At 50.4% G+C, this 12,826-nt stretch carries 13 protein-coding genes; 11 read left to right on the top strand and 2 right to left on the bottom strand.

Annotation, left to right across the window (positions count from 1 at the left end; translation table 11 throughout):
- Window positions 1-14: 14 nt before the first annotated feature.
- Both BUB27_RS08985 and BUB27_RS08980 read right to left on the bottom strand, forming a co-directional pair.
- Window positions 15-1,262 (bottom strand): M28 family peptidase, encoded by a 1,248-nt coding sequence (locus BUB27_RS08985; RefSeq protein WP_234991720.1) that lies wholly within the window; start codon window positions 1,260-1,262, stop codon window positions 15-17.
- 17 nt (window positions 1,263-1,279) lie between these two features.
- Window positions 1,280-2,479: a bifunctional 3,4-dihydroxy-2-butanone-4-phosphate synthase/GTP cyclohydrolase II gene (locus BUB27_RS08980; protein WP_143183471.1), complete on the bottom strand. Its 1,200-nt coding sequence runs from the start codon at window positions 2,477-2,479 to the stop codon at window positions 1,280-1,282.
- A 157-nt stretch (window positions 2,480-2,636) separates the two neighbouring features.
- Between BUB27_RS08980 and BUB27_RS08975 the strand changes: the two genes are divergently transcribed.
- The 11 genes from BUB27_RS08975 to BUB27_RS08925 all read left to right on the top strand — a co-directional run bounded on the left by BUB27_RS08975 (window position 2,637) and on the right by BUB27_RS08925 (window position 12,765).
- Window positions 2,637-3,590, top strand: coding sequence for a metal ABC transporter solute-binding protein, Zn/Mn family (locus tag BUB27_RS08975; RefSeq protein ID WP_143183470.1), 954 nt, complete (start codon window positions 2,637-2,639; stop codon window positions 3,588-3,590).
- Window positions 3,591-3,616: 26 nt separating this feature from the next.
- A complete protein-coding gene (locus BUB27_RS08970; protein WP_143183469.1) occupies window positions 3,617-4,405 on the top strand; it encodes a transporter in 789 nt (262 codons plus the stop codon).
- A gap of 5 nt (window positions 4,406-4,410) precedes the next feature.
- The gene (locus BUB27_RS08965; RefSeq protein WP_143183468.1) at window positions 4,411-5,199 is read left to right on the top strand and encodes a metal ABC transporter ATP-binding protein; all 789 of its coding nucleotides are present in this window, start codon (window positions 4,411-4,413) and stop codon (window positions 5,197-5,199) included.
- Window positions 5,199-6,533 (top strand): metal ABC transporter permease, encoded by a 1,335-nt coding sequence (locus tag BUB27_RS08960; protein WP_143183733.1) that lies wholly within the window; start codon window positions 5,199-5,201, stop codon window positions 6,531-6,533. Before BUB27_RS08965 ends, BUB27_RS08960 begins: the two co-directional genes overlap by 1 nt.
- Window positions 6,530-7,444, top strand: coding sequence for a metal ABC transporter permease (locus BUB27_RS08955; protein WP_200797095.1), 915 nt, complete (start codon window positions 6,530-6,532; stop codon window positions 7,442-7,444). Before BUB27_RS08960 ends, BUB27_RS08955 begins: the two co-directional genes overlap by 4 nt.
- 193 nt (window positions 7,445-7,637) lie before the next feature.
- A complete protein-coding gene (locus tag BUB27_RS08950) occupies window positions 7,638-8,396 on the top strand; it encodes a DUF3450 family protein (RefSeq protein ID WP_159434884.1) in 759 nt (252 codons plus the stop codon).
- A complete protein-coding gene (locus tag BUB27_RS08945; protein WP_143183466.1) occupies window positions 8,393-9,742 on the top strand; it encodes a MotA/TolQ/ExbB proton channel family protein in 1,350 nt (449 codons plus the stop codon). Before BUB27_RS08950 ends, BUB27_RS08945 begins: the two co-directional genes overlap by 4 nt.
- Window positions 9,743-9,749: 7 nt before the next feature.
- Window positions 9,750-10,304, top strand: coding sequence for a MotA/TolQ/ExbB proton channel family protein (locus BUB27_RS08940; protein ID WP_143183465.1), 555 nt, complete (start codon window positions 9,750-9,752; stop codon window positions 10,302-10,304).
- Complete coding sequence (locus BUB27_RS08935; protein WP_143183464.1) at window positions 10,301-10,708, top strand: ExbD/TolR family protein; 408 nt, start codon at window positions 10,301-10,303, stop codon at window positions 10,706-10,708. The genes BUB27_RS08940 and BUB27_RS08935 overlap by 4 nt, the downstream gene beginning before the upstream one ends.
- 6 nt (window positions 10,709-10,714) lie before the next feature.
- A complete protein-coding gene (locus BUB27_RS08930; RefSeq protein WP_143183463.1) occupies window positions 10,715-11,413 on the top strand; it encodes a hypothetical protein in 699 nt (232 codons plus the stop codon).
- A complete protein-coding gene (locus BUB27_RS08925; RefSeq protein WP_143183462.1) occupies window positions 11,410-12,765 on the top strand; it encodes a tetratricopeptide repeat protein in 1,356 nt (451 codons plus the stop codon). The genes BUB27_RS08930 and BUB27_RS08925 overlap by 4 nt, the downstream gene beginning before the upstream one ends.
- Window positions 12,766-12,826: the final 61 nt, after the last annotated feature.

Below are 12,826 nucleotides of genomic sequence, written 5' to 3'. Positions count from 1 at the left end.
ATCTAGTCAGATACTTACAGTGACTTGGCCTGGTCGAGACGAGGGTGGGTGTTTTTTAGGTCGTCTCGGGTAATACCTTTGCCGCGGTTCATCTTGTCCATTTCCCTGAAGAGAGCGACCATGGCATGGACAGCTCCAATGACGTCACTAGTGTGCCCTGTTTCAGAAATGGTGTGCATGTTACGGATCGGGAAGCCAATCGAAGTGGAGGCAGAGTCAAAGCCGGCAAGTGCGGCAGCCATCGCGTCTGTACCTGTGTCACGGCCCGCGAAGTCCATCTGGTACGGAATGCCTTCTTTCTTGCAGACTTTCTCGATGAGGCTGTTGACATAATCACTGGTGACAGAACCTTTGGTGATCGTGAAGCCTTCACCCATGGTCATCTTGTTCATGCGTTTCGCTGCGATGCCTGGAGCTGCGTCGTAGTCGTGGTTTACATCGGAACCAATCAGGATGTCTGGCTTGAACTCGCCAGCAATCGCTGCGGAGCCGAAGCGGCCGATTTCCTCGTGAGTCGCGATGGTGTAGAGCACGCGCAGGTTCTTAAGCTTGGATTTAGCGAGAATCTTGGCGATCTCAGTGACCACGAAGCAACCCAGACCGTTATCGAGGTAAGCACCGTAGAAAGAATCTTCTGAGAAGCCGTGCTTGATAGGGCGGTCTAGGATGATTGGGTCGCCAGCACGAATGCCAAGTTCCTCGATGCGCTCCTTACGTTTTTCGCCGTGCATCTGCAGCTCGAGATACATCATCTCCGGCTTCAAGCCTTTGTCGCCAGTGCGTTGGGCTGGCTCTGAGAAGTGGATCGCACCGAGAGCCTCGATGGTTCCACCTTCAATGATATTGTATTTGGAAGGGTCCTTGGGATCTTGGCTGAAGAGCTTTACTTCATGACCAACCAGTGTGCAGGGGAGGAAGGAATCTGTATTGATCCAGATCTTGCCATCGTTGTCGATGTTGCGCACCTGCATGCGGATCTTGTCAGCGTGGCCGATGATCATCACGGAAGTGCGATCGTCTTCACCTGGGTGGGTGTCGATGACGAGGCCGGCATTTCCCTTGAACTGGTGAATCGCCCATGACTTGGGCATCCACTTTTCAAATTCTGGTTTGATCACTCCATAGGACATCGCGGACTCCAGGCCGATTGGGCTAGGAGCGGCGAGGATGTCGCGCATGAGTTCAAATTGAGCTTTGGGCATGGACTTTTCCCAAGGCTTCTTTGTGGGTTTGGCTTTTTTCGCTGCTGTTTTTTTAGGCATGATAAATGAGTAGAGTCTTAGAGTTTGTGCCCCATACGGTCTTTCTTCGTCTGGAGGTACTTCTCGTTGTCAGGATTAGCGTCCTGCTTGATAGGTAATTGTTCAACTATTTCCAATCCATAGCCAGTCAGACCGATCATCTTCTTCGGATTGTTGGTTAGAAGTCGGATTTGGCGTACTCCCAAGTCGTGTAGGATTTGGGCACCCATGCCATAGTCGCGTAGGTCGGCGCCGTAGCCGAGCTTCTCATTGGCTTCAATCGTGTCGTAGCCTTGCTCTTGTAACTTATAAGCGTGGATTTTGGCAGGGAGACCAATACCGCGACCTTCTTGTCTGAGGTAGAGCAGGACTCCTCCTTCGTTGGCAATGTGCTCAAGAGCCTGATGGAGCTGACCGCCACAGTCACAACGTCTCGACATAAAGACATCTCCAGTTAGGCACTCCGAGTGGACCCTCACGAGAGTGGGTGTTTCCGGATCGATGTCGCCGCGTACCAGTGCCAGATGGTGGGAGTCGTCAGTTTCGATTTCATATAAGTGGCAGTCGAACTCACCAAAGTCAGTAGGGAGCTTGATGACTTCTGAGCAGGTAACGAGCTTCTCAGATTTACGGCGGTAAGCGATGAGTTGTGCGATGGTGCAGGCTTTCAGGCCATGCTCTTGCTGATAGTCGCCGAGATCACCGACACGGGCCATCTCACCATTTTCATTCATGATCTCACAGATGACACCGGCAGGTGGAAGACCTGCCAAGCGGGCAAGATCCACTGCGGCCTCTGTGTGACCTGCACGACGCAGGACTCCACCTTTGACTGCCTGGAGCGGGAAGATGTGGCCAGGCTTAACGAGGTCAGTTGGTTGAGAATTGTGATCCGCTAGAATTTGGACGGCACGAGCGCGGTCAGCTGCTGAGATGCCTGTGGTGATACCATGGGCTGCATCCACAGAAACTGTGAAGGCTGTCCTGAGAGCCTCGGTATTGCGGCGACTCATCTGGGGGAGATCCAGATGCTCAGCCTGCTGCTCAGTAATAGGGGCACAGATCAAGCCACGTCCATGAGTCGCCATAAAGGCGATCGTGTCCTTGGTGGCCAATGATCCGGCACAGATCAGGTCAGCTTCGTTTTCTCGGTCAGGATCGTCAGCTACGATGACTATTTTACCATCTGCTATGTCAGCGATGATTTCTTCGATTGGATGAAATTCCAGCGCACTCATGTTCTTAAGCAGAACTTGGAGGGGATGCGGATAGATTCAAGTGTCAAGTTCGCTCAGTGACAATTATCATGTGTCTCTCTATTGCGTGGATAATAAAATTAGCCTAAGCTAAATTAGGTGTTGACGATAAAATTAGTCTTGGCTAAATCCAGCGCATATGAAGAAACGATACAAACTGATTGGCTCCCTTGTCGCAGCGGCAATGGGCTTAGTAAGCTGCTCGAAAGAGGGTAGCAATGCCGTCTGGCAAGAGTCAGGTAAGGCAAAGGTAGTGGCTACGTCTACCATGGTGACTGATATGGTAAAGATCATAGGTGGAGACAAAGTAGAGGTCTACGGCATGATGAAAGAGGGTGTGGATCCTCACAGTTACGAACAGACTGCTAAAGATGTTGCTGCGATGAACTCGGCTGATGTCATCTTCTATTCAGGTCTGCATCTTGAAGGTCACGTGCAAGAAGGGCTTGAGCGTCGTGCTGAAAAAGGAAATGTGTACGCGGTTACCGATGGTATTAGCAAAGATTCCCTAATCAAGCCTCAGGATGATTATATGGGCTATGCGGATCCACATGTTTGGGGCGATCCTGAGCTCTGGGCCGAGACTGTACCTGTAGTCGTAGAGGGTCTGAGCAAGCACCTTCCCGAACATGCAGAAGAGTTCAAGAAGCGTGGTGAAGCGTATCAGAAAGAGCTCTTGGACCTTAAAGCCTGGGCTAAGGCTCGAGTGAGCGAAATTCCGGAGAACCAGAGAGTTTTGGTAACGAGCCATGATGCCTTCTTCTACTTTGGCTCAGCGTTTGATTTCGAAGTGAAGGGCTTGCAGGGAGTATCCACGGACCACGCATCTAGTGTAAAGGATGTCGATGACCTCGTGAGTTTCATCAAAGAGCGAGGACTGAAGACGATCTTCCCTGAGAGCAGTGTGAATCAAAAAGGGCTCGAAACCGTAGCCTCTCGCTCAGGCGTCCAACTTAGTGCCGAGGAGCTTTTCTCCGATGCGATGGGAAAAGTCGGAGATGTAGTCGAGGTGAATGGTGAGAAGTATGACCGTGGCACCTACATCGGCATGCAGAAACACAATATCAACACCATCGTTGAAGGCCTCAAGTAATCGAAGAACAAGCAAGTATAGATTTTATGAAAAACGTAGTAACAGGAATGTTGTTGGTGAGCGGCGTGGCGCTTGCCGGTGAAAGCGAACTGATCAACCCGGGAGTCACGACTCTCAGAGATCTGGCTGCTGACCGTCCAGACGCGACTGAGAGCCCAATCACAGTCGATAAAGGTCACTGGCAGGTCGAAACAAGTGTGGTGGATTACGCCAAGGATTATGGCTTCGAGGCCTGGACCTGGGGAGAGACAAATCTGAAGTATGGTATCTCTGACAATGCAGACATTCAGTTTGTGTTCGCTCCTTACGCTGAAGAGCGAGTCAGGGAAGGTGGAGACACTGAAACAACAGACGGAGCCAGCGATCTTACCATTCGCCTCAAGTACAACCTTTGGGGGAACGATGGGGGGAAGACTGCTTTTGCCTTATTCCCATACATCAAGGTGCCAACTGGTACAGACCTTAGTAACGACAAATGGGAAGGTGGATTGATTCTTCCTTACGCTTACGAAGTGAACGACCGTCTCGGTGTTGGAGCTCAGCTTGAGTTCGGATACAACTGGGATGATGAGGATGAAGACTATGACGTAGAGCTTTCTCATACCTTCGTCGCAGGCTACTCACTGACTGACAAGTGGGGGGTCTACGGCGAGTATCTCGGTGTAGCAGGCGATCATTCCTATGAGGCTTATGCAAGTGGTGGCATCACTTATGCTGTATCTGAATTTTTCCAGCTGGATGCAGGTGCTGTACTAGGCTTGAATGACGCCGCACAAGACTTCAATGTCTTTAGCGGTTTCACCGTAAAATTCTAACTCCAATGATGAACGACATTCCGGCACTCGAGACACATGACCTCACTGTGACGTACCACAAGCGTCCAGTCCTTTACGGTATCGACGTTTCAGTGCCGGAAGGCTCGTTAGTAGGGATTATCGGTCCCAATGGGGCCGGTAAATCCACCTTTATCAAATCCATCATGGGAGTGGTGCCCAGTTCAGGTGGCTGGGTGAAGGTCTTTGGCAAGCCTCTGAAAGAGAACTTGCACCGTGTCGGCTACGTGCCGCAGCGTGAGAGCGTAGACTGGGACTTCCCGGTCACTGTGATGGATGTTGCCCTGATGGGAACGTATGGCAAACTTGGTCTTTTCCGCCGTGCCGGTAAAAAGGAAAAGCTGATCGCAAGCGAGGCTTTGGATAAGGTAGGCATGCTGCCATATGCCAAGCGTCAGATCGGCAACTTGAGTGGTGGTCAGCAACAGCGGGTTTTCCTAGCTCGCGCCTTGGCTCAAGACAGCGACCTCTACTTTATGGATGAGCCGTTTGCCGGTGTGGATGCTGCTACGGAAGCTGCTATCATTACTCTGCTCCAGGAAATGCGAGAGAGGGGGAAAACTGTGCTGGTCGTCCATCATGACCTGCAGTCTGCCCAGGAGTATTTTGACAGGCTCATCCTTCTCAACATGAGATTGGTCGCCTGCGGCACGACCGAAGAAGTATTTACCAGTGAGCTTCTTCATAAGACCTATGGAGGTCGTCTGACCGTTCTCTCGGAGATGGCTGAAAAGGCGGCGCGCAATCCCGAGGCGAAACACAATCTCAAACCTTGATGAACGAATTGCTGTTAGCCACATCTACGATGACTGCTGCACAGGCCGCCTTGCTGGCGGCTCTCTGTGTGGGGGTGTCTTGCGGGCTTTTGGGGAGTTACGTGGTGGTTCGTCGCGTGGCTTTAGTGGGGGATGCTCTATCACATGCGGTTTTCCCAGGTGTTGTTGCCGGCTTCATGTGGAGTGAGGAGAAGAATTTATATCTGATCTTTGGCTGTGCACTGGTGGCTGGCCTACTTGGGGTTATGATGGTTCGGGCGATCGTTCAGACCACACGTGTGAAGGATGATGCCGCACTGGGAATCGTGTTGGCCTCCTTTTTTGGTATTGGCCTTCTGTGGAATTCCACCAAGCAGCAGAGTGGGGTGAAGAGCTTCTTGTTTGGCAATCTCTCGACCATCGACTCCACGGACTTGTGGTTGATGTTTGCTGCGGCCGTCTTGGTGACAGTCGCGATCCTGCTTTTACTTAGACCGTTCCAGGTGCTCAGCTTTGATGAAGGATTTGCGGTTGGGCTTGGCTATCCAGTAAAAATCCTCAATTTTATTTTCTTTGGTCTGCTGACCTTTTCTGTGGTTGTTGCCCTGCAGGCTGTGGGAGTGGTACTCGTATCCGCCATGCTGATCACACCGGCGGCTACAGCCTATCTTTTGACGGACCGTTTGGAGCGGATGATGATCTACTCGGTAATCTTCGGGTGCATTGCTTGCACTGTGGGGTGGTATGTTTCTTCTCAGCGGAGTGGCTTGGCACCAGGGCCTGTCATCTCACTAACTGGAGCCTTTGTGTTTGGGCTTGTGTACTTCTTTGCGCCAAAGCATGGCATCCTGTCCAAGTTGATTCGCCACCTACGTGGAAGGCAACGTGTTTTACGTGAAAATATCCTTAAAGCCATTTATAAACAGCTGGAGGTCGAGGGATTCTCAGATAGCGGAATTAGTATTGCTGTGCTTGCTGAAGTGAGACGTTGCCCCTTGGAGGATGCCATGAAACAGGCAAAGCTTCTCGTGAAATCTGGAGAGGCGACCTATGAAGAGGGAAAGAGTGCTATTTATCTCACCCCAACAGGGTGGAGGAGAGCTGCGGAAATCGTACGTAACCACCGACTTTGGGAACTTTACCTGACCAATTTGGCCGATTATGAAGAGGATCACGTGCATGATGATGCTGAGGTGATAGAGCATTTGCTGGGTGCTGAAACTGTCAGGAAGCTTGAGCGTGAGTTGGATTTTCCTCAGCTCGATCCTCACGGTAAACCAATTCCTGTTGTGACTCGAGATGTGCAGCTGGAGGGCTCAAGAACTACGAAACAAGAAACGGGGTACGGAGGATGAGTGAATATTGGACCATGCCATGGGACTATTTTGGGATAGGAGCTGTCTGGTTGGCTCTGATGTGCTTCCTTGTTGCTCTTCCGTGCTCACAGCTGGGTGCGTTTCTGGTGATGAGGCGGATGTCGCTGGTAGGCGATGCAATCAGCCATAGCGTGCTGCCAGGGATCGTTATCGCCTTCATGTTTGTCGGTGATTTGGCCTCACCCTGGCTGCTGATCGGAGCGGCTTTTGCCGGCCTACTCGTCACGGTGATCATTGAGCAAATCCACCGACGGACACGGATTAAACAGGATTCTGCTATCGGTATCGCGTTTACCAGTCTGTTTGCCTTGGGGGTCGTGATGCTTAATGTTTATCTGAAGAAAATCCATCTGGATGCACAATGCATCTTGGAGGGGCAGATCGGTGATGTGCTGAACTACGATGGACCTGTCGTCTTGGGCTATACTGTGCCAGAACCAATCGTGACCATGACGGTGGTGTGCCTACTTACATTACTCTTGGTGGCTGTTTTTTACCGTGTACTTCTTTTGACCTCTTTTGATTCCGGTCTCGCAGCCTCGTTTGGATACAGGCCCGCTATCGTGCACTATTGCCTTATGGGATTTTTGTCAGTCGTGGTCGTAGCAGCCTTTCAGGCTGTGGGAGCCATCCTGGTGATTGCTCTGCTTATTCTGCCAGGGGCTACCGCTTATCTGTGCACGCATTCGATGAAGCTTCTACTCGTGCTGGCTGGGCTTCACGCCTTGATTGCCTCTGTGGCAGGTATCTACATTAACGTTTGGATCAACGGTAGCCAGAGTGCGGCCACGGTTGTGGCTGGCCTTGCTTTGTTTATCTTAGCCTGGCTCTTTGGTCCCGCTGATGGTGTAGTCTCCAAGGCTTGGCATCGAAGAAAGGTCAATATTTGACCATGCGATTTTCTTATTGAGACTCTTTCTCAATAAAGTTCTTGATCGATAGTCCAAGGGTACGTATCGAGAGCGCAGTTAGCTGAGCGCAGGTTAGGAAATGCCCTGCCTGAATGGCCTTTGAGTGGAATCCGTGAAGAATGGATTGAAGTGCCGGGCAACTGCTGGAAGTATGCAAATGAAAGCTCTAACTATGTTATGTACAACAATAGCCATCAGCATGGCTTTGTCCGGGAGTGTTCTCGGTCAGGAAGCTGGTGCAGATAAACTCACGCCTAGCGAGGCGCGTGCCTTGATTCAACAATGGGTCCAAACCGAACGCATGATCACGGAAGAAAAAGCGGATTGGAAGATCGAGCGAGAGCAGCTCAATGACTTGATCAAGTTGTATGAGACTGAAATGGCACTTCTCAAGGATGAGGTTGAGAAGGCAGGGGAAAGCCATGTGGAGCTGGATAAGGAAAAAGCGACTCTTGAGTCAGAAGTGAAGCAAATGAGAGCGGATCGGCGTAAGCTGGGTCTCAAGGTGAGAGACATTTCCAAACGCATGCTAGAAGTCTCTGCTAGATTTCCCAAGCCTCTGAAAGATCTCTTGTCTGCGGATCTGTACACGCTGGAGTCAGTGGAAGATGAGACACAGATGCGGGATGGTGTGGTGGCTTTAGCCAATATTTTGAAAGAGGCGGGCAGATTTAATCGCGCGGTCTATTTTTCTGAGGAAATGCAAGCCCTGGAAGATGGGGAGAAGCGGCAGTTACAAGTGCTCTACCTTGGGCTTGGGAGAGCCTACTTTGTCAGTGGCGACAAGGCTGGTGTTGGGATGCCGGGTGCAGATGGATGGCAGTGGAGTATTCGAGAAGGAATTGATAACCGGGTGAAGACTACGATTCGCGTATTCAAGAAATCCTCACAGGCAGGTTTGGTCAAGTTACCCGTGGAGGTGAAGCCATGAGGAGTATTGCCAGAGCAATCATCGTAGGAGTCTTCTCATCCACCTTGCTACATGCCTCTACAGAGGAGGAACTGAAGACGGATTTGCAGAAGTCGTTGACCGAACTGGGGGAGGTGCGTGCAAAGATTGCCGAGGAGAAGCCTCTACTTGGAAAGAAGATAGCAGATCTGGAGCAGGAATTAATTCTCTTGAGACGTCAGCAACGCCTGGCACGAATGAGTGCAGAAGGCCGTCTCAATGATATGAAGGCCTTGCGTAAGAACCATGCGATCTACACTCAGGACGCCAATTACCTCAGTGCTCAGATGAAGCAGCATGCTGTGGTGATGGGGACTCAGTTGTTGCCAGGAGAGAACGGTGAATACAGTCAGGTGCTCGAGCAAATTGCCAATCGAGGCCAAGACCAGGATCTAGATAGCCAAGTTGATGCCCTCAGTAAAGGAGTGGACCGTCTTGAGCAATTGCTGGGAGGCTTTAAAACGCAGGGTAATGCAGTCACTGAACAAGATCAGGTTCTAGCAGGAGAGTTTGCGCACCTTGGACCGGCTACCTGGTTTGCAGCCAATGATGGTAGTGTTGCCGGGCCTGTGCTGTCTGATGTAGGCGCAAAAAGCGTCAAGGTGTTGGATGGAGATAAAGAAGCTATCGCGGCTTTGCTGGGAGGGAAAGAGGTTGACCTTTCGATTGATGTTACGGGTGGCAAGGCGCGTGCGATCGCTGAAATCCAGAGCGGGTTTGGACAATTGTTGAAAAAGGGGGGAGTCTGGCTCATGCCGATCTTGGGCATTGCATTACTATCCGCCATTTGTGGTGTGATCAAACTACTGCAACTCATGCAGATTAAATCACCACGAGAAGGCTGGGTATCAGAAATTCTCTCCGCCTTACGTGATGGCCGCAGAGAGGATGCCGAGGAGATTGCTGCTAGTGCCAAGCATCCTGCGGGAGAGTTGCTTAAAAATGCTCTTCAATATACGTCTGCCGGAGCTGATGTCGTAGAGGAAGTGATTTACGAGCAGCTCATTGGTGTGCAGGGCAAGTTGCAGAGCTGGTTGCCATTTATCGCGGTTACAGCAGCTACAGCTCCTTTACTAGGTCTTTTAGGCACCGTGTCCGGTATGATCCGCATGTTTAATGTGATCACAGTGACTGGTACTGGTGATGTGAAGCCAATGGCCGGAGGAATTTCTGAGGCTCTGGTCACTACCTTGTTTGGTCTGATCGTGGCGATACCTGCTCTGATTATCCATACATTGCTATCAAGAAGAAGTAACGGGGTGGTGCAGAATACGGAAAAGCTGGGTCTTACTTTGGTCAATGGCCTGCGTAAGATGAATCAGGGATAATACAAGGATGCAGGATTCGCTCTACAAAGTCTGGAAGGAATGCTGGGCCGTGCTTGAACACGGTGGAGTGGTTCTGTGGGCGATACTTGCAGTGGGAGTCTTGCTCTATGCGATGCTGTGCGCCACTTGGGTGGTTTTGGTTCAGCTGCAAAGAAGGATCAAGCAAGAATCTATTGCTGATGTAGTCAGTGACAATAGGCGTGAGATCGTTAGAGACTTTGCGGTGTTTGAGCTAGATCAGCTTGCTTGGTTAGATCGCCGTATGCCTGTCATTGGTGTGATGATTGGGGTGTGTACGCTAGGTGGCCTGTTAGGCACCGTGTCAGGAATGCTGGTGACATTCAGCGGATTGGCATCGCAAGCTGCCATCGATCCCATCGAGAAAATATCCGTAGGTATATCAGAAGCCATGATCACGACTCAGGCTGGTTTGCTCTTTGCCATTCCAGCAGCCTTGATCTTTGCAATCATCAGAAGTCAGGTGCAGGCTGTGCATCAGCTGCTAGAGAGACAACTTCATTCAACCTTGGCGAACCATTACAGTAAGGAGAAAATGGCATGAGAAGATTCAGACATTTCACCTCGGAATCAGACACCAGCTCGGAGATCAATATGTCTCCTTTGATTGATATCGTCTTTATCCTTTTGATTTTCTTTATCGTTACGACGGTGTTCGTCGATGATCCAGGTGTTGAGATCAACAAACCTAGAGCGGCGACAGCGAGTGAAATGGAAAAGAACTCCATTCTGCTGGCAGTCACCTCAGATGGGGATGTTTATCATGGTGGACGAAACATCGGGGTCGACGGGGTGTCCAGTATCGTGAGTTCTTTACTAGTTGAAGATCCAGATCTCCCAGTTGTGATCCAGGGGGATAAAGAAGCCAAGCACGGGGTCATTATGAAAGTAACGGATGCAGCTCAAATTGGTGGTGCAAAGTCCATCTTCAGTGCCACAGCCAAGTAGACTTTTATGCAGCTCAGAACTCTCATCGTAGGTATCGCAGTCACAGCCATCTTAGTGGTGGTTTTGGGCGTGACCCGGTTGATGGAGGTGAAGCTCGAGGAAGAAGTTTTTGTGCTCAACAAATTGGAGCCCATATCACTGGATGCACCTCCAGAGCCAGTTGATCCACCAGATGAAGTGAAGCAGGAGCTAGCGCCACCGCCTCCTCCGTCGTTTGAGAGTCTCTCTACGGTGGTTGATTTCGATGTACCAGCAATACCGCATTCTGAAGCGCGCTTTGACCCTACGATGGAAGTAGAGATGTTCTCCTCGGATATCGCTCCAGCTGAGATTCCTGTTGCTAAAGTCGCCCCAAAGCCTGTAGCCAAACCAACTCCGCCGAGACCTTCAGCGCCAAAAGGGCGGCCACAGGCGAGAAGTTACTATAATCCCAGTGATTTGGATGCGATACCCAGACAGATCAGAAAAGGCAACTTTCGTTGGCCCCGCAATGTCCGGGATAATCAGGTCAAAACCGTTTTGTACGTGGAGTTAGACGAGAAAGGACGAGTTAGTCTCATAAAAGTCAGATCCATCTCCAATAAGAATTTTAGTGAGGATACCTTGAAGCGAGTGCTTGCTGGATATCGTTACACAGTACCAACCAGGGGAGGGAAACCGACTAAATCCCGCTTCGATTTACCTCTAACATTGAATAAACCATGAATTTGAAATGCTCTATTAGTTCTGCTTTGCTTCTGATGATTGGCACGCTGGCTCACGCAGTTGACCCATTGCCTGTTTCTAAAGAATTTTGGAAAGATCCGGCATTTGTGAGTTCTTTCAATGGTTCCTACAGAATCAATGCTAGAATTGAACCCAGCCTCTCGGGGGAAGAGCGTGCCCTCTTGGTGAAGGTGCAGGAGGAAATGAAGAAGGGCAATCGTGAGAATGCTCTAAAAATTCTTCAATCAAGTGGTCTGACAAAAGGATCGCCTGCGCTGATGTTTAACGTGGGAAATATTCAATTTGAGTTAGGTAAGCTTGAGGAAGCCATTGAGAGCTTCAAGGCCGCGCTCAAGGAGTATCCATCATTTCGAAGAGCGCACCGTAATTTGGCTTTGTGCTATGTGAGAGCAGATGACTATGAAAAAGCTCTCCCACCGATTCTTGAAGCGGTTTCTCTAGGGGATCAGGATGGCACCACGATGGGCTTGTTAGGCTATTGCTACCTTCAGCAGGAAAAATATGCGTCCGCTTTGCAGGCATATAGGTCTGCGCTTCTTACCCAGCCCGATGTCGTGGACTGGAAAATGGGTGCAGCTCAATGCTTGGGTGAACTCAATCAGATGGAGGAGGCTGAAAAACTCATTTTGGAAGTGACGGAGAGCAAGCCTGATCATGTAGCCTATCAGCTGCTGCTTTCAGACATCCAATACCGGATGGGCAAGATGGATGCTTCCATGGCTGGACTTGAGTGGCTCAGACGGAAGGGTCTCTTGCCGGCCAATAGCTTGATTAGCCTTGGCAATATGTATGTCGCTCAAGGAGACCTTCGTTTGGCAGGAGAGTTGTATCAGGAAGTTTCCAAGCGTATTCAGCCGGAATCTTACCAGGCATTTCTCAAGGCCGCAGAGCAGGTCCTACACAGACAGCATTGGGAGCTGGCAGAGATGATGCTGGGCTTGACCAAGGGCTGGCAGCTGAAAGGAAATGATATGCAGATCTTGAGCAAGCGCATGACGGCTATATTGTCCGTTCAAAAAGGGGAGGATAGGGCCAAGACTTTATTGGATGAGATCCTGCGCATGAATCCTAATGATGGTGAAGCTCTCCTCTTGATGGGGACTTGGTATCAGTCACGGAAGAAGTATGAGCTGGCAGCGCTTCAGTATGACCGTGCTGCCAAACTTCCTGAATATGCCAAACGGGCATACCTGAACCATGGGCGCATGCTTGTGGATCAGAAGCGCTTCGAGCCAGCACTACCGCTGCTCAGGAGGGCGGCAGAAGGGGAAACGAATGCAAATCTAGCCAAGTATATTAAAGCCGTGGAGAATTTAGTCTCTGCCAATTGACGTAAGTGGTTAAATTTATTAATTTCCTTTGCGTTTCTCGTCACAGGGGCGTATAGCGGAG

It is taken from the genome of Rubritalea squalenifaciens DSM 18772 (assembly GCF_900141815.1).
Taxonomy (GTDB): Bacteria; Verrucomicrobiota; Verrucomicrobiia; order Verrucomicrobiales; family Akkermansiaceae; genus Rubritalea; species Rubritalea squalenifaciens.
Note: the sequence above shows the minus strand (reverse complement) of the source record. Positions and strands in the feature narration are given on the sequence as shown.

Bases quoted from the DNA above. Each gene is read 5' to 3' on its own strand.
- BUB27_RS08930 (WP_143183463.1), top strand. From the start codon at position 10,715: ATGCAGCTCAGAACTCTCATCGTAGGTATCGCAGTCACAGCCATCTTA.
- BUB27_RS08940 (WP_143183465.1), top strand. From the start codon at position 9,750: ATGCAGGATTCGCTCTACAAAGTCTGGAAGGAATGCTGGGCCGTGCTT.
- BUB27_RS08975 (WP_143183470.1), top strand. From the start codon at position 2,637: ATGAAGAAACGATACAAACTGATTGGCTCCCTTGTCGCAGCGGCAATG.
- BUB27_RS08925 (WP_143183462.1), top strand. From the start codon at position 11,410: ATGAATTTGAAATGCTCTATTAGTTCTGCTTTGCTTCTGATGATTGGC.
- BUB27_RS08965 (WP_143183468.1), top strand. From the start codon at position 4,411: ATGATGAACGACATTCCGGCACTCGAGACACATGACCTCACTGTGACG.
- BUB27_RS08950 (WP_159434884.1), top strand. From the start codon at position 7,638: ATGTTATGTACAACAATAGCCATCAGCATGGCTTTGTCCGGGAGTGTT.
- BUB27_RS08955 (WP_200797095.1), top strand. From the start codon at position 6,530: ATGAGTGAATATTGGACCATGCCATGGGACTATTTTGGGATAGGAGCT.
- BUB27_RS08935 (WP_143183464.1), top strand. From the start codon at position 10,301: ATGAGAAGATTCAGACATTTCACCTCGGAATCAGACACCAGCTCGGAG.
- BUB27_RS08945 (WP_143183466.1), top strand. From the start codon at position 8,393: ATGAGGAGTATTGCCAGAGCAATCATCGTAGGAGTCTTCTCATCCACC.
- BUB27_RS08985 (WP_234991720.1), bottom strand. From the start codon at position 1,262: ATGCCTAAAAAAACAGCAGCGAAAAAAGCCAAACCCACAAAGAAGCCT.
- BUB27_RS08970 (WP_143183469.1), top strand. From the start codon at position 3,617: ATGAAAAACGTAGTAACAGGAATGTTGTTGGTGAGCGGCGTGGCGCTT.
- BUB27_RS08980 (WP_143183471.1), bottom strand. From the start codon at position 2,479: ATGAGTGCGCTGGAATTTCATCCAATCGAAGAAATCATCGCTGACATA.
- BUB27_RS08960 (WP_143183733.1), top strand. From the start codon at position 5,199: ATGAACGAATTGCTGTTAGCCACATCTACGATGACTGCTGCACAGGCC.